This is a genomic window from Mycobacterium paraffinicum, from assembly GCF_001907675.1.
GTDB lineage: Bacteria > Actinomycetota > Actinomycetes > Mycobacteriales > Mycobacteriaceae > Mycobacterium > Mycobacterium paraffinicum_A.
The window spans coordinates 98,684-118,442 of sequence record NZ_MPNT01000006.1; the positions used below are offsets into that span (position 1 = coordinate 98,684).

The window sequence follows — 19,759 nt, forward strand, 5'->3', positions numbered from 1 at the left end:
ACTGCCATCGGCCGCTATGGCGACCGTGTGCGTTGCTTGCTCAGGCGTCGACCATCGCCGCGATCGTGTCCACGACACACGCCGGCCGGTCGTTGCCCTCGACTTCGACCGTGACGCGCACCGTGGCCCGTCCGCCTTTGTCGGTGCGATCGACCTTCAGCAACTCGGCCCCGGCCCGGATGCGGGAGTCGACCGGCACCGGCGCGGGGAACCGAAGCTTGTCCGAGCCGTAGTTCACCTGCATCGCCAATCCCGTCACTTTGTAGATCTGTTGCACCAGTACGGGCACCAGCGACAAGGTCAGGTAGCCGTGCGCGATGGTCCTGCCATACGGGCCGCTCGCCGCCCTCTCCGGGTCGACGTGGATCCACTGGTGGTCACCGGTAGCCTCGGCAAAGAGATCGATCTCCTGCTGCGTGACTCGATGCCAATCGCTATACCCCAGGTGATCGCCGACGTGGGCCTCAAAGCCTGCGACGCCGTCGTACTCGGTAGGCGACGTGCGCGCCTGGGTCATGCCGGAACCTTGAGCCCCAGCTGCTCAATAGCGTTGCCTCCCATGATCTTCGCCTTGGCCGATTCCGAGACGCCGTCAAGCCGGTCGACAAAGCTCAGCGGGTCGCCGATGCCCTCGGGGTGAGGGAAGTCGGAGCCGAACATCACGTGGTCCTCGCCCATGATGTCGATGATGCCCTTGACGTCGTCTTCGAGGAACGGGTGGATGTAGATGTTGCGCTTGAACACCTCGACGGGATGCTCGTCGAACTCCTTGGGCATGATCTTGTAGGCGGTGTTGAGCTGCTCGAGCAGGTTGCGCACCCAGCCACTGCCGTTCTCGACGCAGAAGATCTTCAAATCAGGAAAGCGTGACAGGGCGCCGTGACAGATCATCGCGGCCAAGGTGTCCTCGATGGCCCGGTGGCCCATCACGACCTCGCGCAAGGCACTTGGCGCGAAGGACAGGTACTCCTCGCCGCCCTCCCACTCCATCAGGTGCTTTTGGTAGCCGCTGTCGGAGGCGTGCATGGTGACGGGGATGCCGGCGTTGACGACCTCTTCCCAGAACGGGTCGAACTCGGGCAGGCCCATGGACCGCGAGCCGCCGAAGCGGCTCGGCACCGGCGCGGGCCGAACCAGGAATGTCTTCATACCGCGCTCGAGGCACCAGTGCAGTTCCCTGATGGCTTCGTCCACGATCGGAAGGCAGACGACGGGCGTCGCGAAGATCCGCTCGTGGTAGTTGAACGTCCAGTGCTCGTGCATCCACTCGTTGAGCGCGTGGATGATCGCGTGGGTGAGGATGACGTCGTCGGTGGTGCGCTCCTCGATGAGGCTGGCGAGGGTCGGATACATCACGCACTGGTCCAGGCCCAGCTCGTCCATCAGCTCCAGTCGGGGGGCGGGCGACTGGTAAGCGGGTATGACATCCATTGCCTCGCCGATGAATTCGCGGAAATTCAAACCTTCGGGGTTGTTCCCCAGGAAATAGTCCTCGGCGCTGCCCGGCCTCGCCACCCGCGCGAACGTCGGGTTCGGGATCATGTGGCTGATGCGGTCCTTGACGACGAGCTTGGGGCGGCCATTGACCTCGACGTAACCGACCTTTCCGCGGTGCTCCTTCGGGAGGTACTTGGTGAGCGCGTCCGTCGTCTCGTACATGTGGTTATCGATGTCGAAAACCGGATAGGGCAAGGAACGGGAAGACACGGGACTTTCCTCCTGGGCAGCGAATATGATCATTTACGCTATATGAGAACGACGTTATCATCCTCGGGGCGTAACATCCAGGCGTGGGGTGGTGTTATCGGTCAGGTCAACGCATTCCACACGTCGACAACCGCACCGGACGTGGTCACCGTGGCCAGCAGGGACAGCGTGTTGTCGATGACCGCATCCGCGTACTCTCGCGGGAATCCACTGACCGCATCGCGTGGCAACACGAACTGGTAACCGCGGTTGACCGCGTCCATGACGAAATTCGTGATTGCCACGTTGACCGAAACGCCCACCCCAACAATCGTCTTGACGCCCAGGTTGCGCAGCACAGAGTCGAGATCGGTCCCGCACATCGGGCCGACGCCGTGGATGCGGGTGAGCACGAGGTCGGTGTCGGCGGGACCCAACTGGGGCAGCACCGATGCCCCGGCGCTGCCGGGCGTCAGGTCGACGGGAAAGGACTTGGCGGCCGCGAACAGCCGGGCGTTCGTGTTGGAGCCGCGACCGTCCGGGCGCCGCTGCATGAGACAATGCACGACGGTGACGCCGGCCGCCCTGGCGGCCTCGACCAGGTTGACGATGTTGGGCACCGCCTCGCGTTGGGCCTCTTCGGCGAGCAGCGGCAGGCCGGCCTGCGGCCCTATCACCCCGCCCTGGCATTCCTGGGTGACCAGCGCGGTGCTGGCGGGATCGATCAGGTCTTTCAGGCTTGGTTGCGGCATGAGAATAGACGTTATCGTGTCGCCGGAGGGAATTTTCGAGAGGAGGACCGGTGGAGGCGTGGGAGCTCGAGGTTCGGGAGTCGGTGCGGCAGACGTTGGCTGACTACACCGCGGCCACAGATCGATTCGATCTTCGCGCCCTGGCGGCGTGCTTCGGCGACGAGGGCGTGCTGGAATTCACTGGAGGTGCTGAGCCGCTGACGGGACCCGCGGAGATCGAGGCGGGCCTCGGCGAAGCTGTGACGCGGCCGGGAGAACCGGGGCGGCCGGCGCCGACCCATGTCCGCCACCACCTCTCCAGCGTCCGGTTCGAGTCGGTGGCTCGCGACAGGGTCGAGGTCAGCAGTTACTTCGCCGTCCACACCGACATCGGGCTCGACCACTGGGGCCGCTACCGCGACGTGCTGACACCCGTCAACGGTCGTTGGTTGTTCGCCCATCGCCGGATCATGGTGGACGCCTTCGCCGCCGGCAGTCTGATGGCCTGACAACGCGTCACCCCGTGATGAACTCGTCGGCGAAGGCGCGGGAGCGGTCGATGAGCTCGGCCCGGTCGGTGCCGGACGGCGCGATGGTGAGCCAGGTGACCCCGGCCTTCTTCAGCCGTGCGATGGTCGCGTGACGTTCCTCGGCGGACCTGCTGTCGTCCAACAAGTTTCCCGCCGAGAAGCAGATGTCCAGCGGTGCGGTGCGGCCGATCTCGGCCGCGTACTGCTTGGCCCAATCGATGGCGAGCTGCAACTCATCGATCGTCGAGATTTCCGCGGTGCGTGACGCCGCCGCGTAGCCGAACGTATTGAACGGCGCCCACCCCTGAGCGCGCGACACCGCCCGGCGAACCGCCGCCTTGCTGTTGCCGCCGACCCAGACCGGGGGTGGACTCGCGGGCAGCGGGCGCAGCCGGACACCGCGGGCGGCGAACGACGTTCCGTCGTAGGCGAGGTCTTCGCCGGTGAGCACCTTGGCCAGCACATCGAGCGCCTCATCGAGCAGGGCGCCGCGGTTGTCGAAATCGATTCCCAGGGCTTTGAATTCGGGCTTCAGGTAGCCCGCGGCGGTGCCGAGGATCAGCCGCCCCCCGGACAGCACCGCCAGGCTTTGGATCGATTTGGCGCCGAGGAACGGGTTGCGATACGCAGCGATGTACACATTGGTCAGCAGCTTGACATGGGTCGTTGCGGCGGCGGCGAACGCCAACGCGACGAACGGATCAAGGGCGTGGTGCCCCCCGTGGTCGAGCCACTTCGCATCTGGTGCGGGGTGATCGGTGACATGGACCGCGTGGAACCCGCTTGCCTCGGCCGCGCGGGCGATGTCGGCAATGGCATCGGCAGTCACGAATTCGTCTACCGCCTCGACGCGCTGGGTCGGCAGTTCGAGGGAGAAAGAAACGGTCACTAGGGTCCCTTCGTTGCGGAGACGAGCGTGGCCAGGCGTTCGGCGTGATAATCCGGGCCGCCAAAGATCAACTGGGCCGCCTTGGCGCGGCGGACGAAAAGATGGGCGTCGTGTTCCCAGGTGAAGCCGATACCGCCGTGGATGCGCATGTTGTCGAGCGCGACGTGGAGGAAGGCCTCCGAACACACCAATTTCGCGACCGATGCGGTGGTCGGCAGGTCGTCGGTGTGAGCCACCTCGGCCGCATGCGACACCGCCGAACGCGCACCCTCAACCTGAACCAGCATGTCCGCGCACCGATGCTTGATCGCCTGGAAACTGCCGATTGGCCGACCGAACTGGATGCGATGCTTGGCGTAGTCGACGCCCATCTCGAGGCAGCGTTGCGCTGCGCCGACTTGTTCCGCGGCCAGCGCCACGATGGCGAGGTCGGAAGTGCGTGCCAGGAAGTCGGCCGCGGCCCCCTCCGTGCCGATCAAAGCCGCATGCGCACCGCGGAACTCCAGCCGGGCGACTTTGCGCGTGCGGTCGAGTCCGGCCAGCGGCGTGCGGTGAACCCTCTCTGCCCCGGCCCGAATCGCCAGCAGCGAGATGCCGGACTCGGTGTTGGCCGCGACAAGGATGATGTCCGCGGTGTGACCATCGATCACCAGCGGTGCCTCTCCGTGGATCCGGTAGATCGCGCCGCTGCGATCGGCCCGCAGCGTCACGGCGGCGGGGTCCCAGGCGTCAAGGCGGCCGTTGAGGACCAGCGTCGCGGTGGCGGAGCCGTCGACGAACCCGGGGACGAACTCTTCGGCCGCGGCATCGTCGCCGCTGGCGAGAATGGCCTGGGTCGCCAGGGCCACCGTGGCGAAAAAAGGCGAGCACAGCAGCGTGCGCCCCATTTCCTCGAAGACCACCGCCAGCTCGGCCATGCCAGCACCCGCTCCGCCCCACTGCTCGGGAACGCCGATGCCGTGCAGGCCCAACTCGCCGGCCATCTGGCGCCACGATGTCTCGTCGTAGCCGGTGTCCGTCATCATCAACTTGCGCACGGTCTCGCTGGGCGACGCGGTCGTCAGGTAGTCGCGCACGACGCTGCGGAGTTCGTCGAGCTCACTGCTGGGCACGGTCGGCCTGCCCGCTCAGCCGCGTCGCGGAATTGGGGCAAATGGATACTTGCGTCGCCGCCTGCCCGATCCCGTTGTACGCCAGGGATTGTGAAGGTGCCATGTCTCCTCGGTGCGGTCGCGGCGGAGCCGCCGCGACCTGCTGCTCAAGCGCTTCGGCCATCCGCCCCGGGATAGCCATTGCCGCACAAGGATAGTATGTTTTTTGAAAATAGAGAATTTGCATTCTCAATGAAGGGGAGCGACGCGGTGACGACGAAACTCGATTACGGCATCTTTGACTGCGATACCCACTGCTACGAGACCCGGGATGCGTTCACCCGCTACCTGCCCGAAAAGTTCCGGGACCGGGCGATCACCACCGTGCGCGGCGCGGACGGCGTCGAGGTGATCCTGGCGGGGCATCGCGTCGCCACCTTCAACAGCGAGGGTGGCCTGGGCCTGGACGTCGCTTACCGGCCCGGCTCGCTCAAGGAGATGCTCAAGCAAATGGGATCGGGCAACCCTGAGGAGTCCTACGAGCCGCAGCCCATGCAACCGGAATTCGTCGAGCGTGCCGCACGCCTGGCCGTCATGGCGGACCAGAACATCGAGCGTATGGTCATCTATCCAAGCGGTATGGCGCTGGCAGCTGAACACTATGTCGATGACACCCCGGCACTGTATGCGAACCTGCGCTCGTTCAACCGATGGTTCGACGAGGAGTGGGGTTTCAACTACGAAGACAGGATCTATGCCACGGCGCTGATGTCGTTGCGCGACTTGGATTCTGCGATCGCGGAGACGGAGGCGATCATCGCCCAGGGTGCGAAGTTCGTGCTGCTGCCGACGGGGCCGGCCTATGGCCGGTCGCCGGGCGACCCGTACTTCGACCCCGTTTATGCACGCCTGGAGGAGGCCGGCTGCGTCGTGGTGTTCCACATCATGCCGTTCTGGTACTTCAATGCGATCTCGCCCGCGTGGGGACAGAACCCGGACCCTGCCTCCTGGCACATGTCGGCGTGGCAGTGGATGAACATCTACGGGCAGCGGCCGATCGAGGAGACCTTGTCCGCCCTCATCTTCGACAACCTCTTCGGCCGGTTCCCCGGTCTGAAAGTCCTCGTCGCCGAGCACGGGGCGGAATGGGTGCCGTTCTTCGTCAGGCACATGGACAAGAGCCGGGGCATGGGCCGCAACGGACCGTGGATCGGTGGCAAGTTGACGGAGCGCCCGTCGGCGATCTTCCGTCGCCACGTCCGCGTCGTGCCGTATCCCGAGGACGACATCCCCGCGGTCGTCGCGGGTCTGGGTTACGACGACTGCCTGGTGATGGGCTCGGATTATCCGCACGCCGAAGGGCTCGCCGTGCCGTCCGAGTTCGCCAAGCTGCTCGATCCGCTCGACGATGCCGCCAAGCGGCGGATCATGCGTGACAACGCCGACCAGCTGCTCACCCGCAGCTAACAGCCCGATGGCAGACGAGGACGTCGACCTCGACCTGTTGAGGGCGTCGGCACGGGAGTTTCTGGCCGAGCGCGGCGATAGGGGAACGGTCAAGGACCTTGCGGCGATGGACTGGACCGGGCTGCTCGTCGATGAGGTGGTGGGCGGCGTCGGCTGGCGTCCGGTCGAGGCCTGCGTCGTGGCCGAGGAGCTCGGGCGAGCGCAGGACGGGTCGGCGTGGTTCGGGACCGTGATGGCTGCCGCGGCGCTCGCCTCCGCGCCCGAGGACGTCAGGGAACAGTGGCTGCCTGGCCTGCTCGCCGGCACCGTGACGGCTGGCTTCGCCACCGTGGGCGAGGCCGCACGGATCATTCGCGGCGACCAGGTCGACATTGTCGTTACGCTGGGAGGCAACGGAATTCACCTCCTCCGCGACCTGGATCGCGACCGGTTCGAGCTGGACGCCGATCTGCTGGACGTGACCAGAACGGTGTGGCGTATCGACGTGACGGACGCGCCCAGCGAGTTGATCGGTTCTCCGGAACGGGCCGACGAGTTGATCGCCGTGGCTCGGTTGCTTATTGCCGCCGACTCCGTGGGTGCGGTGTCGATGACCCTGGAACGGTTGACGGCATACCTCAAGGAGCGCATCGCGTTCGGGGTGCCGATCGCGAGCTTTCAAGCGGTTCAGCACCGGCTCGTGGAACTGCTTGTCTTCGAGGTCAAGGCGCGCGCGGTCATCATGAGGGCGGCGCGGGCGGTCGCTTCGGCCGACGGAAGGGCGACTTTGCTGACGGCGGCGGCGCACGCGTTCGTCGCGGCGAAGGCCGCCGCCGCCATCGACGAGTGCATGCAATTGTCGGGCGGGATCGGCTTCACGTGGGAGTATCCGCTGCACCACGAGCTGCGTCGCGCCTTCACCAACGGTCATCTGGTAGGTACGACGCGCTCGAGTCGGGCGGTGGTGGCGGAGGTGTCGGGTTGGTGAGCGTATTCGGGAACCGGCCCACTGACGCGCAGCTGGCCGACTTCAGGGAGCGGGTCAGGGCCCACATCGCCCAACACGCGCCGCCGATCGAAGCGCGCGAGGGCCACCGGGCACCCGAGACTGCCGAACAAGAGGCCCTGCTGCGCGCGTGGTTCGCCAGCCTCTTCGAGGCGGGGCTGGCGGGCGCGGACTGGCCGGTCGAATACGGTGGTCGCGACGATCACCACCCGCTGCACGATCGCATCGTGAGCGAGGAAATCCTGCGTGCCCGCGCACCACGTCCGGTGGACCAGGTAAACCTCGCCGCTCACGTGCTCCTGCACTTCGGCTCCGACGAGCAGAAGCGGCGGCTGCTGCCTCCCATCCGGCGCAGCGAACAGGTCTGGTGCCAACTGCTCAGTGAACCCGATGCCGGTAGCGATATCGCCGCAATACGCAGCCGCGGTGCGCACCAGGCCGATGGCGGCTGGCTCATCGACGGACAAAAGACCTGGATCACCGACGGGCACTGGGCCGACATGGGCCTCGCCCTGATCCGCACCGACCCGGCGTCGTCGCGCCACCACGGCCTATCGGTTTTTGCCGTGCCGCTGTCCGCCGACGGTGTCGAGATCCGCCCGATCCGCACGATCGGTGACGCGATCGAGGTCAACGAGGTCTTCCTGACTGGAGTCAGGCTTGGCGCTCAGAGCCTGATCGGCGAAGTGGGCCAGGGCTGGTCGATCATCATGGCGGGCCTGGACTTTGAACGATTCGGTATCGGCGGCAACGTCATCCTGCTCGAACTGTTGATCGACGATCTGGTCACGGTGGCCGGCAAGTCGCTCATCGACGGCGCGCCGGCGCTGGACTCGGATGACATCCGCCAGCAGGTCGCCGAGTTGGCCGTCGAGGCCGAAGTGGCAAAGGCGTTCATCGACGATCATGTGGAACGGCTGACATCGGGTGACGAACAGCCCGGAGACGGCTCGATCGCGAAGTTGAGCTTCGCCGAGACCTACCACCGGGTCGCGGCGTATGGCGCGGAGCTGGCGGCGACGACGATTATCGAGGGGGCTGGGAACCCTGATGTGGAACAAGCCAAACAACGCCTGCGTGAATGCTGGCTGTGGTCTCGGGCCTACACCATTTCGGGTGGCAGTTCGGAAATGATGCGCAACATTCTTGCCAAGCGCCGATTGCGCTTGCCAAGCCGATGACCGCATACCCCGCGGCGCGGACCTACTGGTCCCTCGTCGAAACGACAGCGCGAGCGCATCCCGATCGAGTGATCCTCGTCGACGACCACGGGCGCACGCTGTCGTGCGGACAGCTCCACGAATCCGCGCTGACGTGTGCAGCGGCACTGGCGCAACGGGGAATTGGTGCGGGAACGGTCGTGTCGTGGCAACTGCCGAGCACGCTGGAGACGATGGTCGTCATGGTGGCGTTGGCGCGCCTCGGCGCCGTCCAGAACCCGGTACTGCCGATCTGGCGGGAGAATGAACTACGTTTTGTTACAACGCAACTCGCGACCGACGTCATGATCGTTCCCGGGGTGTGGCGCAATTTCGACCACACCGCGCTCGCGCATAAGATCGGCGCTGACCATTCCATGTCCGTGGTGGTCATCGACCACAATGCGCCCATCACCAGCGCACTTAGACTGCCGGCCGGCGATCCGGCGGCGTTGCCTCCACCGCCGCACTCCGGCGAGGAACCGCGGTGGATCTACTATTCGTCGGGCACCACGGCGGCTCCGAAAGGCGCGCGGCACTGCGACCGCTCGGTCATCGCCGGCTCGGCAGGGGTTGTCGGTATCGTGGGCGCCTCCAGCAGCGATGTCAACCCGATCGCTTTTCCGGTGTCGCACATCGGGGGAGCCGCGATGCTCGCCGCCGGCCTACATACCGGCATGCTGCTGGTGCTGTTCGACGCCTTCGATTCCGTCGAGACCCCCTTCGCCATCGCTGCGCACCGCCCAACTCTGTTGGGCAGCGCCACCCCGTTCTTCGTCGCCTTCATGGCGGCGCAGGCGAAGCACGGCGACGAACCGCTCTATCCCGATTTGCGTGGCTGCGTCGGCGGTGGTGCGCCCATCACCCCCGAGTTGAGTCGTGAGGTGCGACAGGTGTTTTCAGTCAACGGGGTGGCCAATTCCTGGGGCCTGACCGAGTTCCCGGTCGCCACTTCTCAGGCGCCGAACGGTCCTCCGGAGCTGTTGGATCACACCGTCGGCAAACCGGTTGCGGGGGTCGCGGTACGCGTCGTCGACGAATCCGAGCGGCAAGTCGGGTGTGGCGTGGAGGGGGAGCTGCGGCTCAAGGGGCCACCGTGTTTCCTGGGCTACGTCGATAAGTCCTTGGATGCCCAAGCGTTTGACGACGACGGATGGTTCCGCACAGGCGATCTTGGCCGCATCGATGACGAAGGCAACGTCACCGTGACGGGGCGGATCAAGGATGCGATCATCCGCAACGCGGAGAACATCTCGGCGCTCGAGATCGAGGGCGTGCTGGCAAGCCACCCTGCGGTCGCCGACGTCGCGGTCATCGGGGTACCCGATGAGCGGACCGGCGAACGGGTGTGCGCTGTCGTCGTCGCTCGCCCGGGCACGGCGGTGACGCTCTCCTCGGTTTCCGAACATTGCCAAGCCCGAGGGCTGAGCAAGCACAAGACGCCCGAAAGACTCGAGATCGTCGATGCGCTGCCTCGCAACCTCACCGGCAAGGTGCTCAAGACCGAACTACGGACCCGGTTCGGGAGCCTATGACTCCGGGCCAAAGATCAAATCAAAAAGGCGCATAGCGGAATTGAGGTCGACCCACCTGATTACGGGTGTTGCCTAGACCCCGATGAGCTCCTTGAGGTTGCCGCCCATCACCCGTGCTGTGGTGGGTGCGGGCAGGTTCTCGAGTTCCTTGACGAAGTCGGCGGGTTCGGCCAGCCCCTCGGGATGCGGATAGTCGGATCCGAACATCACCCGATCTGCACCGAGGATGTCGATGAGGTGCGACATGTCCTCCTCGTGGAACGGGTTCACCCACACGTGCCTGCGGAAGACATCCCCCGGGTGCTCGCCGAAATCGCGCGGCTTCTTGCGGTACACCCGATCGAATGCATCCATCAGGCGCTGCGCCCACGACCCGCCGTTCTCGACCACGCCGACGCGCAGGCCGGGAAACCGCTCGAACACGCCGTGGGCGATAAACGCCGCCAGCGTGTCGAAGATGTGGCGGCTCTCCTCGTAGACGAAGCCGCGAAACTTGGTCAGCTGGAAGCCCTGGAACTCGTCACCGCCCTCCCAGTCGGAGAGGTAGCGGTCGTAACCGGAGTCGGAGTTGTGCATCTGAACCGAGATACCCGACGACTCGACGAGCCGCCAGAAGTCGTCGAACTCGGGTAGGGCCGGTGAGCGGGAGGTGCCGTCTTCCCTCGGCACCGGCGCAGGCCGGATCAGCACCGTCTTCGCCCCGTTGTCCAGGCACCACTCGAGTTCGGCGATGCCCTTCGCCGGATCGTTGAGCGAGATCGCCGGGACGGGGAAGATGCGGTCCTTGAAGTTGAACGTCCAGTCCTCAAGCAGCCAGCGGTTGAATGCGTGGGTAACCGCGTGGGTGAGCTCGGTGTCGCACTTGGTCCGTTCCTCGAGCATGCCCGCCGTGGTCGGGAACATCAGTGCGCCGTCAACGCCCTGGCGGTCCATCAGCGCCAGGCGCAGGTCCGGACGCCGGAACTCGTCCGGACAGCGAATCGGCTCGGCAAGCTCACGCAGCGTCTTACCCTCCGGGTTGTTCCCGCGGTAGTAGTCGGCCCAGGCGCCGGGAGTGGGAATCACCTCGTAGGTGGGGTTGGGTATGGTCTCGGTGATAACGCCGAGGATCTGCAGCTTCTTGCGGCCATTGATGTCGACGAACTTCAATGCTTGGGAGTATTTCTCCGGCAGGTACCGCGTGTAGGCGTCGATCGTCTCGTACATGTGATTGTCCGCATCCCACACTTCAAAGGCCTTGGGCTGGGGCATGTGGTTCCTTTCGAGACGCTGTCAAGGTCGCCGAAACCCCGCCCGGTGCTTCGTCGATGGTCCATCAAGCCATCGGGCGGGGCGGCGACGGCAACGTCACTTTCGCATTACGAGAGTAAACGTTCTCGCATTAAGCTACTTAGAACCGCCGCCAATCGCAAGGTCGCTGACAGGCCGGCGACGCCGATGGTGGCTCACCCCCTCGCCGCGGTCGCGACTTCCGGTAGGCGATCGATCATCAGTCGCGGTTCGTCGCCGGGGACGAGGACTTGCACATGATCGATGCCCAGTCGACGGTAGGCATCACACGTTTCGGACAATGATCGGGCGTCGGAATAGGTGGTCGACGCGACCTTGTACAGGCTCGCCGGCGATCTGCCTTGTGCGTCGGCCAGCCGGTTCAGGGTCGCGATGAGTTCGGCCAGCCGGCCCGCGGACGTCGGCGCGGAAATCCAGCCGTCGCCGATACGCACTGCCCGGTCGAGCGCCGTATCGGAGTGACCGCCCACCAGGATCGGAATGGGCCGTTGAGCGGGCTGCGGGCGCGGATCCATCGGTGCGAAATCATAGAACTGCCCGTGGAACTCGACATAGCGATCGGCCGCGCACCATAGCGTCCGCAAGACCGCGATGTGTTCCTCGCTGCGGGCACCCCGGCGGTCCCATGGCATGCCCATCGCCGTTGCTTCTTCCTTCAGCCACCCGACTCCCACGCCGTAGACGAGGCGGCCGCCCGAGAACGCGTCGAGCGACGCGAGCTGCTTGGCGTTGACGATCGGATTGCGGAGGGGGAGCACGGAAATCGATGATCCGAGGCCGATGCTGTTCGTGAACCCCGCTACCCAACTCAGCGTGGTCATCAGCTCGAAATTTGGGGCGAGATTTTCGGAGAGCCAACCGTCGGCGACTGGCGTTGGCTTACGGCCGAGCACATATGGCGAGTCGGTGTGCTGGGGCAGGACCAGATGATCGACCGCCCAGAGCCTGTCGGTACCGCAGCCTTCCGCGGCCTGGGCGAAGTCGCGGATGAAGGACGGCGATGCATGTGGGCCGCTGTGGGGAAGGACGAGACCGATTTCCACGAGGATCTAGAGGTTGGTGAAGTGGCCGCCGTCGACCCCGATCGTCTGTCCGGTGAGGTATCGGGCGCGCGGACCCACGAGGAAAGTGACGGCCGAACCGATGTCGATCTGCGGATCGCCGATGCGGCCCAGCGGGATCCGCCGTGCGAGCCGCTCCTCCATGGCGGGCTCCGCTTCGATGGCTGCGGTCATCGCGGGCGAGTATGCAAGCGGCGAGATGACGTTGACGGTGATGCCGTGGGCTCCCCATTCGCGCGCCAGGCTTTTCGCGAAGCCCCGCAGCGCTCCCTTCATCGTGGCGTACAGCGGCAGCGTCGCGCTCCCCTCGATGCCGGCGGGCGAGGTCATCACCAAGAAGGTCCCTCCCCGTTCGCTCAGCGCTTCAAAGGCCGCGTGCGCACAGTGATAAGCACCGGTCACCGAGACCCCGATGTGGTCCTGCCACAGCGCCTCATCGACGTCCTGGAGGCGGTGCGGCCGGCTGGATGCGTTGCTTGTGGCGTTGTGAATCAGCGCATCGAGGCGCCCGGTGCCGTTCACTGCGGCCTCGACAGCGCCGACGACGGACTCCTGAACGGTGACGTCACAGCGGACCCAGCTCGCCCGATGACCCCCCTCGACCAGTTCGGCCGCGACTGCCCGCCCGTTTTCCGATCGGGTGGCGACGAAGACGTGGGCGCCGTCGAGAGCGAGGGCGCGCGCGATTCCGTGCCCCACGCCGCCACCGGCTCCGGTGACCAGCACCGTGTAACCGTCGATCGTCATGGGAGCATCATGGCTCCGCCGTCGACGATGACGGTTTCGCCGACGAGACCCGTCACATCCCGCTTGAGCAGGAATCGTGTCGTCTCGACTATCGATTCGATGAGCGCGTCATCGTCCTGAAGCGCGGCCGCGGTCACGTGGCCGGCCGACGCGCTCAGCCGGGGCGCGAAAAGATGAAGCGGGGCGGCGATCATATTGACGATGAGGTTTTGCGATGCCCACTGGCGAGCGGCGGACTTGGCCATCGCGCGGATCCCCTCGAGTGCGGTGGTGTAGGGGACAAGACATGGCGCCCCGGTCATTCCGATGGACGGCAGCACCAGGACGATGCGCCCTCCCTTCTGGCGCATGGAGGAATACGCGCGTTGCAACGCATTCAGCGCCTGTCGCATCGGATGCTCCGCGAATCGGCGCCACTCTGTTGCACTCAAACTGCCGACGGGAGTCGGTTCGAGCGCCGGATCGACGCCGACCACGATGACAACGTGGTCCGACGTCGGCCGAGTCGATTCGTCGATGTCGTGGACGACTGATTTGAGACTCGCTGCGATCGCCCACGAGATCGCATCGCCACGGCCGATGACGTGCGGAGCTGTCATGTTTTGCACCGACCTACGGTTTCGGAATCGAAGGCGCCTTAGCCTGCCGTGCGATTCGCTCATCGTGGATCTTCACCAGTTCGCGGAAGCCGATTCGGTTGTACCGCGGGTGGGGTTGGACTCCCCAGTCGTCTTTCGCGGTGTGCTGCCCAGCCGCTTCGGGGGCACCGCCGAAGGGCGGACCGCCGAGGGGATAGGGCTGCGTGCACTCGAGGGTGTCGTTGGAGTACCGCACCTTGAGCAATTCGCTGCAGATCTCGGTAAGTGACAGCGTGGGCCACCCGTACCAGACCGCAATCACCGGCACGGTAAGGGATCCCTCGATCACCAATCCGAACAGGCAGACGAACAGTGCTCGCCTGAGCCACTTGTGCATCCGCGCCCACGTCGATGTCGTGCCCGGCGGCAGCGACTCGGCCGATGCGGTTGCGTCCACGATTGATTCAGACACCGTAGTCCTTTCGGGGATCGGTCAGTCGGAGAAGATCTCCCGGTTGACCGTGTGCAGGTAGGGGATGGCGAGGAACGGCGTTATGTAAAAGACGTTGTAGGCCCACCAGGCCAGCACCGGCAGGCCCACGGCCGCGTAACGGACATCGGCATACAACGTCATGTTGAAGATGTAGCCGGTCCACACCACCACGCCGAACCAGCACGTCACGACCATCCACTGGTGGCCCCAGCGCTTCATCTGGAGAAAGCCGATCGCGGCGGCCATCCGCATGGGAAAGGCAATGAGGACGCAAACGAGAACCCACGCCTTCTCGCCCGGAGCGCTGGCACCTCCGATCCAGAGTTCGTTGTAGTGCCAGAAATATCCCCCGTCCATCAGGTTCCCCCACGCGGTGAACACGGTGCGGGTGATCAGGGCGTGATTGGCGAATAGGTCGAGCGCCCAGCCGATGCTGTTCAGGGCCGCATCCAGGATGATCACGTAGCCGATGAGCGTGACCATCAACGGACGCACCGATAGGCCCTCGCGTTGGGCATTGCGCAACAGGTACAAGCCACGCAGGAAGAGGGGGAGCCCGACTACGCCGAGCACCAGAGTCCCCATCAGTGCCGTGCCGGCTATCAGCCAGAGATCCGCTTGTCGTTGTGCCCGACGGCTCTGTTGGTCGTGTTCGTCCAAAGTGGCTGCCGGCGACTGAGACCCACCGTTCCGGCGGGGTGACATCGCAGAGGGCAATCGCACGGGTCTACCAATCTCTTGTCAGCAACATCGAGAGCTGGATGAGAAACATCGTCAGTAACAGGCCGTATATCCAAATCTGGAAAACGATGAGCCCGCGTCTGCGTCGGCGATCCTGTTCGTCCACCGCGCTGATTCCTCCTTGATCTTCGGATACCGGTGAGGCATGCCGACCGCGGCGATCCAGTGCAAGCGCCCTTCGGCCTGCTGGGGGTTGATCTGGACCGGCGGGAGCCGTCGCGGCGGTTAAAACGTGCCGATGTTCGACATCATCCAGTAGAAGAACGCGACCAGTGCGCACATGGCTCCCCAGGTGACGGCCATCCGCACGAATTCTTCGATCACACCCTTGCTCCCGTCTCCGCTGGCCCGCTATCGGAAATATGCATTTCCGTAAGATGCTAGCAGCATTATCAATTACGAGAATTTACGTTGTCCGTCTGAGCCTCACACGTCGGCCATGGCGGCGAGTTCGTGCTTGACCACCTTGCCGACGTCGTTGCGGGGCAGCCGGTCGACGAACACGAATCGCACGGGTACGCGGTACGGCGTCAGCCGCTCCCGGCACCAGGCGGTGAGGCTGTCCTCTGTCACTGTGTCATCGCCGCGCACGACGAACGCCCAGGGCACCTCACCGAGCCGCTCGTCGGGCACGCCTACGACGGCGGCTTCCCGCACACCGCCGGCGGCGAGGATGACGTCTTCGACGGTGCCCGGGAAGACCTTGAGGCCGCCGCGGTTGATCATGTCTGACACCCGGCCGTCGAGCCAGAGGAACCCGTCATCGTCGAACCAGCCCAGGTCGCCGGTGTGGAACCAGCCGTCGTCGGTGAGCCGGTCGAGGAAGGCCGGATCGATGTTGCGGGCCGCTGTCGTCGGCGTACGCACCATCACCTCGTCGTCGGCGATGGTCACGTCGATGCCCGGCAGCGGCCGTCCCACCGATCCGAGTTTGGTCTCTCCCCATTCGCGGGCGTCGGCGGCCGACCAGCCCACCACCTCGCCGCCGAGTTCTGTTTGGCCGTAGGAGTTGAGCACGATCACCCCGAACTTGTCCCTGAATCGGGCCGCTTGAACGGGTGACAGGGGAGCGGTGATCGACCGTACGATCCTCAGCGGCGACAAGTCCGTGACTGAGTCGTCGTGCAGCACCATGGTGAGCGCGGCGGGCGGTAGCACGGTGGATCGCAGTTGGTGCCGCCGAATCAGCGCCGCGAAATCAGACGCCGAAAATCGCTCCATCAGGACCACGCCCGAACCCGCCCGGAACGCGAACAGCACCTGGTAGATACCGGCCCACAACGACAACGACAGGGGCACAAGGTTCGGCATCGGTGGGCGCTTGGGGGTTTCCGTGACAGTTCGGGTACCACGCAGTTTCACCAACAGTCGGTCGATCAGATCGAGCACGGTAGTGTGACGAAGTGGCACCGGCTTCGGCGGTCCTGTGGTGCCGGAGGTGAACTGCAGCAGCGCCACATCGCCGTCGTAGCACCGCGCGTCGGCCGGCTGGTCGCATTGTCCCGCCGTCACCCACGCCAACGCGTCACCGACGATGACGGGGACGTGAGACATCGAAAACCGGTGTGCCAGAGCGGGCGTCGTGATGACTGCAACGGGGCGCAATGTCTTCAGCTGGGCCACGACCTCGACATCGGCCGCCCTCGGGTTCAGCGGTGTGTACACCCCGCCGGCTCGCCACGTGCCGAATAGCGCGGCGATGGTGGTTGCGTCGTTGGGCAGCATAGCGGCCACGACCTGCCCCGTCGTCAGTCCGCCTTCGGTGAGCAACGCGCCGAGTTGGTCGGCGCTGGCCGTCAGCTCGTCGCGCGACACCTCGGCACCGAGCATGTGTACTGCGATCTCGGGCAGGCCGCCCAGCAGCTCGGTGAGACTCACGAATCCGCCTCTAACGGAGCCCATTTGGGCCTTCGCTTGTCCGCGAAGGCAAGGGGTCCCTCGTTCTGGTCGGGGTGTCCCCACATCGACGTCAGGTGCTTGGCGCCTTCTCGGCACGCGTCCGTCAGGCCGTATTCGAGTGCGCCCCACAGCGCACGCTTGGTGGCGCGCATCGCCGCCGGCGAGTTCCTGGCGATCTTCTCGGCCAGCTCCTGGGCCACCTCGCGCAGCTTTTGTGGCGGGTCGACGACCTGACTGATCATGCCGAGCTGGTAGGCGCGCTGGGCGCTGAGCCGCTCGTGGCTGCCCACCAGAGCCATCCGCAGCACGGCTTCGGCTGGCATCTTGCGCATCAGGGCGATGGTTTCCAAGGCGCTGACCTGGCCGATCGAGACGTGCGGATCGACGAAGCTCGCATTCGACGACGCGATGACGATGTCGGCGTCGGCCACCCAGTGCAACCCCCCGCCGGCGCACACCCCGTTGACGGCCGTGATGACCGGCTTCTCGACGTTGCAGTGCCACGCCGTCAACTTGAGGTCCAGTGTGCGCATGGTCTCCTGAAACTGCAGCACGGCCTCGCCGTCGAGCTCCTCGACGTCGGCGCCCACCTGAAATGCCCGCCCGTTGCCGGTGTGCACGATGACGCGAACGTCGGGGTCGGCATTCAATTCCGCCCAGGCTCTGGGGAATTCCGCACGCATCACCGCGTCGTAAGCGTTGAGCCGGTCCGGCCGGTCGTTGATGATCCAGCCCACCGGCCCGTGCCGATCGACGACCAGTCTCTGGTATGTCATGAAGCCTCCACGGCGTCCGACAGCGGTTGCCAGCGTGGCGCGCGCTTCTCGCGCCACGCCTGGGCGCCCTCGGCGTGATCGGGATGATCACGCAGCCGCCAGATTTCGTCGGCGGCATCTTCACGCGCCTGGGTCATACCGACTTCCAGGGAATGCCACAGCGCCTTTTTGGTGGCGCGCAACGCGGTTGGGGAATTGCCGGCTATCGCGGTGGCGAGCCGTCCCGCCGCGGCGCGGAGCTGATCGGCAGGTACCACCTCGGACAAGATGCCCAATTCGTAGGCCCGTTGCGCCGAGATGCGTTCGCCTTTGCCGCTTAACGCCATTCGGGTGATCGCCTCCATCGGGGACTTGCGAAGCAGTGTGATCGCCTCGTAGGCGACGGCCTGACCGAGCGACACGTGCGGGTCGACGAACGAGGCCCGCTCGGCCGCGATCACGATGTCGGCGTCGGCCACCAGGTGCAGGCCGCCGCCCGCGCAGACGCCGTTCACTGCGGCGATCACCGGCTTCCACACGCCGCAGTGCGACGACGAGATCTTCAGCTCGGCGTCCCGGGTCCGACGTGAATGCCGGCGCATCGCCTCCTTGTTGCGCGCCACCTGCACCACGTCCATGCCCGTGCAGAAGGCACTGCCGTTGGCCGTGTTGACGATCACCCGGACGGCGGGATCGGCTTCCAGGTCGGCCCAGGCCGCCTCGAGTTCGTCGAGCATCAACGAGTCGAACGCGTTGCCCGCGTCCGGCCTGTTCAGGATCAGCCAGCCGATACCGCCGGACTTTTCCAATACCAGCCGCTGGTAGGTGCTCACGAGCGCGGGATGTCCTTCCAGGGTTTCCCCTTCCAGGGGTCCGGTTCCTTGGGTAACCCGAGCACGCGCTCACCGAGGATGTTCTTGTTGATGTCGGTGGTGCCGCCCTCGGTCCCGTTCGCGAGGCTGCGCAGCATGCCGTGGACGTCTCGCGGCAGGGCGTCCGGGTCGTCGGTCGCCGGCCAGGCGACCGCGTCGGTGCCCAGCAGGTCCGCCATGAGGTCCTGGATTTGCTGGTTGAGCGTGGCCTGGTGCACCTTGCCGATCGAGGACGCGGCTCCCGGCGACTGGCCGGCCGAAAGTGCCGCCTTGACACGGTCATTGGTCCAGCCTCGGATCTGCTCCTGTGCCCACAGCCGCATGATCTTGTTCCTGATGACCGGGTCGTCCCACCGGCCGGTCTCTCGTGCCAGCGCTATCAGGCGATCAGTGCCGGAGCCGCCGAGGCGCCCCATGCCGCCCGACCCGGAGCCCGAAACCATCTGCCGCTCACTGGACAACGTCGACGCGCTGACACGCCACCCGTCGTTGACGTCGCCCACGCGGTGCGCGTCGGGGACGCGGGCATTGTCGATGAAGACCTCGTTGAACTCCGCCTCACCGGTGATCTGACGCAATGGTCGCACCTCGACGCCGGGTTGATGCATGTCGAGCAGGAAGTAGGTGATGCCCTTGTGCTTGGGCGCCTCCGGGTCGGTTCTCGCGAGCAGGATCGCGAAGTCGGCCTCGTCGGCCCACGTGGTCCAGACCTTCTGGCCCGAGATCACCCACTCATCCGCGTCCCGGACGGCCCGCGTTGCCAACGAGGCGAGGTCGGACCCGGCACCCGGCTCGCTGAAGAGCTGACACCACTTTTCCTCGTTGCGCACGATCGGCGGCAGAAACCGCAGCCGCTGCTCTTCCGTTCCGTGGCTGAACAACGCTGCGGCGGCGTTGTTGAGTCCCAGGGGATTCAGCCGGGACAGCCGCAGTGGACGCAGCACCCGATCGATCGCCAGGGCGACCTCGTTGCCGATGCCCAGACCGCCGTATTCGCGTGCCCAGGTCGGCACGACAAGGCCGGACGCGGCGAAGATCGGATACCACTGGCGGTAGTCCGCGGGACTTCGCACCGCATGCAGGGCAGCGGGACCCTCGGCGGCGGAGATGCGCCAGGAGACCGGTACCTCGGCGTCGACCCATTGTTCGACGGCCGCGACGGCTTCAGCGGCGCTCGTGGCCTCGGTGATCGGCAGCGGTGTCATGATCG

20 protein-coding genes are annotated in these 19,759 nt (G+C 65.5%); 5 read left to right on the forward strand and 15 right to left on the reverse strand.

The window, feature by feature from the left end; translation table 11 throughout:
* Positions 1 to 40 precede the first annotated feature (40 nt).
* The 3 genes from BRW65_RS09050 to BRW65_RS09060 all read right to left on the reverse strand — a co-directional run bounded on the left by BRW65_RS09050 (position 41) and on the right by BRW65_RS09060 (position 2,438).
* Positions 41 to 517: a MaoC family dehydratase gene (locus tag BRW65_RS09050; RefSeq protein WP_073873695.1), complete on the reverse strand. Its 477-nt coding sequence runs from the start codon at positions 515 to 517 to the stop codon at positions 41 to 43.
* Positions 514 to 1,707 carry an amidohydrolase family protein gene (locus BRW65_RS09055; RefSeq protein ID WP_073873912.1) on the reverse strand — a complete coding sequence of 398 codons (1,194 nt, stop codon included), beginning with the start codon at positions 1,705 to 1,707 and terminating at the stop codon, positions 514 to 516. Before BRW65_RS09055 ends, BRW65_RS09050 begins: the two co-directional genes overlap by 4 nt.
* A 101-nt stretch (positions 1,708 to 1,808) precedes the next feature.
* Positions 1,809 to 2,438 carry a cysteine hydrolase gene (locus tag BRW65_RS09060; RefSeq protein WP_073873697.1) on the reverse strand — a complete coding sequence of 210 codons (630 nt, stop codon included), beginning with the start codon at positions 2,436 to 2,438 and terminating at the stop codon, positions 1,809 to 1,811.
* Between the two features lie 50 nt (positions 2,439 to 2,488).
* On the opposite strand from BRW65_RS09060, the gene BRW65_RS09065 reads away from it, so the two are divergent.
* Positions 2,489 to 2,926 (forward strand): nuclear transport factor 2 family protein, encoded by a 438-nt coding sequence (locus tag BRW65_RS09065; protein ID WP_073873699.1) that lies wholly within the window; start codon positions 2,489 to 2,491, stop codon positions 2,924 to 2,926.
* Positions 2,927 to 2,933: 7 nt separating this feature from the next.
* On the opposite strand, the gene BRW65_RS09070 is transcribed toward BRW65_RS09065, so the two are convergent.
* Positions 2,934 to 3,836 (reverse strand): TIGR03619 family F420-dependent LLM class oxidoreductase, encoded by a 903-nt coding sequence (locus BRW65_RS09070; protein WP_073873701.1) that lies wholly within the window; start codon positions 3,834 to 3,836, stop codon positions 2,934 to 2,936.
* Positions 3,836 to 4,948 carry an acyl-CoA dehydrogenase family protein gene (locus BRW65_RS09075; RefSeq protein WP_073873703.1) on the reverse strand — a complete coding sequence of 371 codons (1,113 nt, stop codon included), beginning with the start codon at positions 4,946 to 4,948 and terminating at the stop codon, positions 3,836 to 3,838. The genes BRW65_RS09070 and BRW65_RS09075 overlap by 1 nt, the downstream gene beginning before the upstream one ends.
* A 249-nt stretch (positions 4,949 to 5,197) precedes the next feature.
* Between BRW65_RS09075 and BRW65_RS09080 the strand changes: the two genes are divergently transcribed.
* Genes BRW65_RS09080 through BRW65_RS09095 form a run of 4 tightly spaced genes read left to right on the forward strand, consistent with a single transcriptional unit; the run spans position 5,198 to position 10,113 of the window.
* Positions 5,198 to 6,394, forward strand: coding sequence for an amidohydrolase family protein (locus BRW65_RS09080; protein ID WP_073873914.1), 1,197 nt, complete (start codon positions 5,198 to 5,200; stop codon positions 6,392 to 6,394).
* Positions 6,395 to 6,401: 7 nt separating this feature from the next.
* The gene (locus tag BRW65_RS09085) at positions 6,402 to 7,361 is read left to right on the forward strand and encodes an acyl-CoA dehydrogenase family protein (RefSeq protein ID WP_073873705.1); all 960 of its coding nucleotides are present in this window, start codon (positions 6,402 to 6,404) and stop codon (positions 7,359 to 7,361) included.
* Positions 7,358 to 8,560: an acyl-CoA dehydrogenase family protein gene (locus BRW65_RS09090; protein ID WP_073873707.1), complete on the forward strand. Its 1,203-nt coding sequence runs from the start codon at positions 7,358 to 7,360 to the stop codon at positions 8,558 to 8,560. Before BRW65_RS09085 ends, BRW65_RS09090 begins: the two co-directional genes overlap by 4 nt.
* Positions 8,557 to 10,113, forward strand: coding sequence for a class I adenylate-forming enzyme family protein (locus BRW65_RS09095; RefSeq protein WP_073873709.1), 1,557 nt, complete (start codon positions 8,557 to 8,559; stop codon positions 10,111 to 10,113). The genes BRW65_RS09090 and BRW65_RS09095 overlap by 4 nt, the downstream gene beginning before the upstream one ends.
* Positions 10,114 to 10,185: 72 nt before the next feature.
* On the opposite strand, the gene BRW65_RS09100 is transcribed toward BRW65_RS09095, so the two are convergent.
* The 10 genes from BRW65_RS09100 to BRW65_RS09145 all read right to left on the reverse strand — a co-directional run bounded on the left by BRW65_RS09100 (position 10,186) and on the right by BRW65_RS09145 (position 19,754).
* Positions 10,186 to 11,364, reverse strand: a complete 1,179-nt coding sequence (locus BRW65_RS09100; protein WP_073873711.1) for an amidohydrolase family protein — start codon at positions 11,362 to 11,364, stop codon at positions 10,186 to 10,188.
* Positions 11,365 to 11,558: 194 nt separating this feature from the next.
* A complete protein-coding gene (locus BRW65_RS09105) occupies positions 11,559 to 12,446 on the reverse strand; it encodes an LLM class F420-dependent oxidoreductase (protein ID WP_073873713.1) in 888 nt (295 codons plus the stop codon).
* A gap of 6 nt (positions 12,447 to 12,452) precedes the next feature.
* A complete protein-coding gene (locus BRW65_RS09110; RefSeq protein WP_073873715.1) occupies positions 12,453 to 13,211 on the reverse strand; it encodes an SDR family NAD(P)-dependent oxidoreductase in 759 nt (252 codons plus the stop codon).
* On the reverse strand, positions 13,208 to 13,873 hold the full coding sequence (locus BRW65_RS09115; protein WP_084187776.1) for an SDR family oxidoreductase: 666 nt from the start codon (positions 13,871 to 13,873) through the stop codon (positions 13,208 to 13,210). The genes BRW65_RS09110 and BRW65_RS09115 overlap by 4 nt, the downstream gene beginning before the upstream one ends.
* Positions 13,824 to 14,186 (reverse strand): hypothetical protein, encoded by a 363-nt coding sequence (locus tag BRW65_RS09120; RefSeq protein WP_073873916.1) that lies wholly within the window; start codon positions 14,184 to 14,186, stop codon positions 13,824 to 13,826. The genes BRW65_RS09115 and BRW65_RS09120 overlap by 50 nt, the downstream gene beginning before the upstream one ends.
* Positions 14,187 to 14,282: 96 nt before the next feature.
* Entirely contained in the window at positions 14,283 to 14,942 is a 660-nt protein-coding gene (locus tag BRW65_RS09125) for a hypothetical protein (protein ID WP_073873719.1), read from the reverse strand.
* Positions 14,943 to 15,449: 507 nt separating this feature from the next.
* Positions 15,450 to 16,901: a class I adenylate-forming enzyme family protein gene (locus tag BRW65_RS09130; RefSeq protein WP_073873721.1), complete on the reverse strand. Its 1,452-nt coding sequence runs from the start codon at positions 16,899 to 16,901 to the stop codon at positions 15,450 to 15,452.
* Positions 16,898 to 17,698, reverse strand: coding sequence for an enoyl-CoA hydratase/isomerase family protein (locus BRW65_RS09135; RefSeq protein WP_073873723.1), 801 nt, complete (start codon positions 17,696 to 17,698; stop codon positions 16,898 to 16,900). The genes BRW65_RS09130 and BRW65_RS09135 overlap by 4 nt, the downstream gene beginning before the upstream one ends.
* Entirely contained in the window at positions 17,695 to 18,510 is an 816-nt protein-coding gene (locus BRW65_RS09140) for an enoyl-CoA hydratase/isomerase family protein (RefSeq protein WP_073873725.1), read from the reverse strand. Before BRW65_RS09140 ends, BRW65_RS09135 begins: the two co-directional genes overlap by 4 nt.
* Positions 18,507 to 19,754 carry an acyl-CoA dehydrogenase family protein gene (locus BRW65_RS09145; RefSeq protein WP_073873727.1) on the reverse strand — a complete coding sequence of 416 codons (1,248 nt, stop codon included), beginning with the start codon at positions 19,752 to 19,754 and terminating at the stop codon, positions 18,507 to 18,509. The genes BRW65_RS09140 and BRW65_RS09145 overlap by 4 nt, the downstream gene beginning before the upstream one ends.
* Positions 19,755 to 19,759 lie beyond the last annotated feature (5 nt).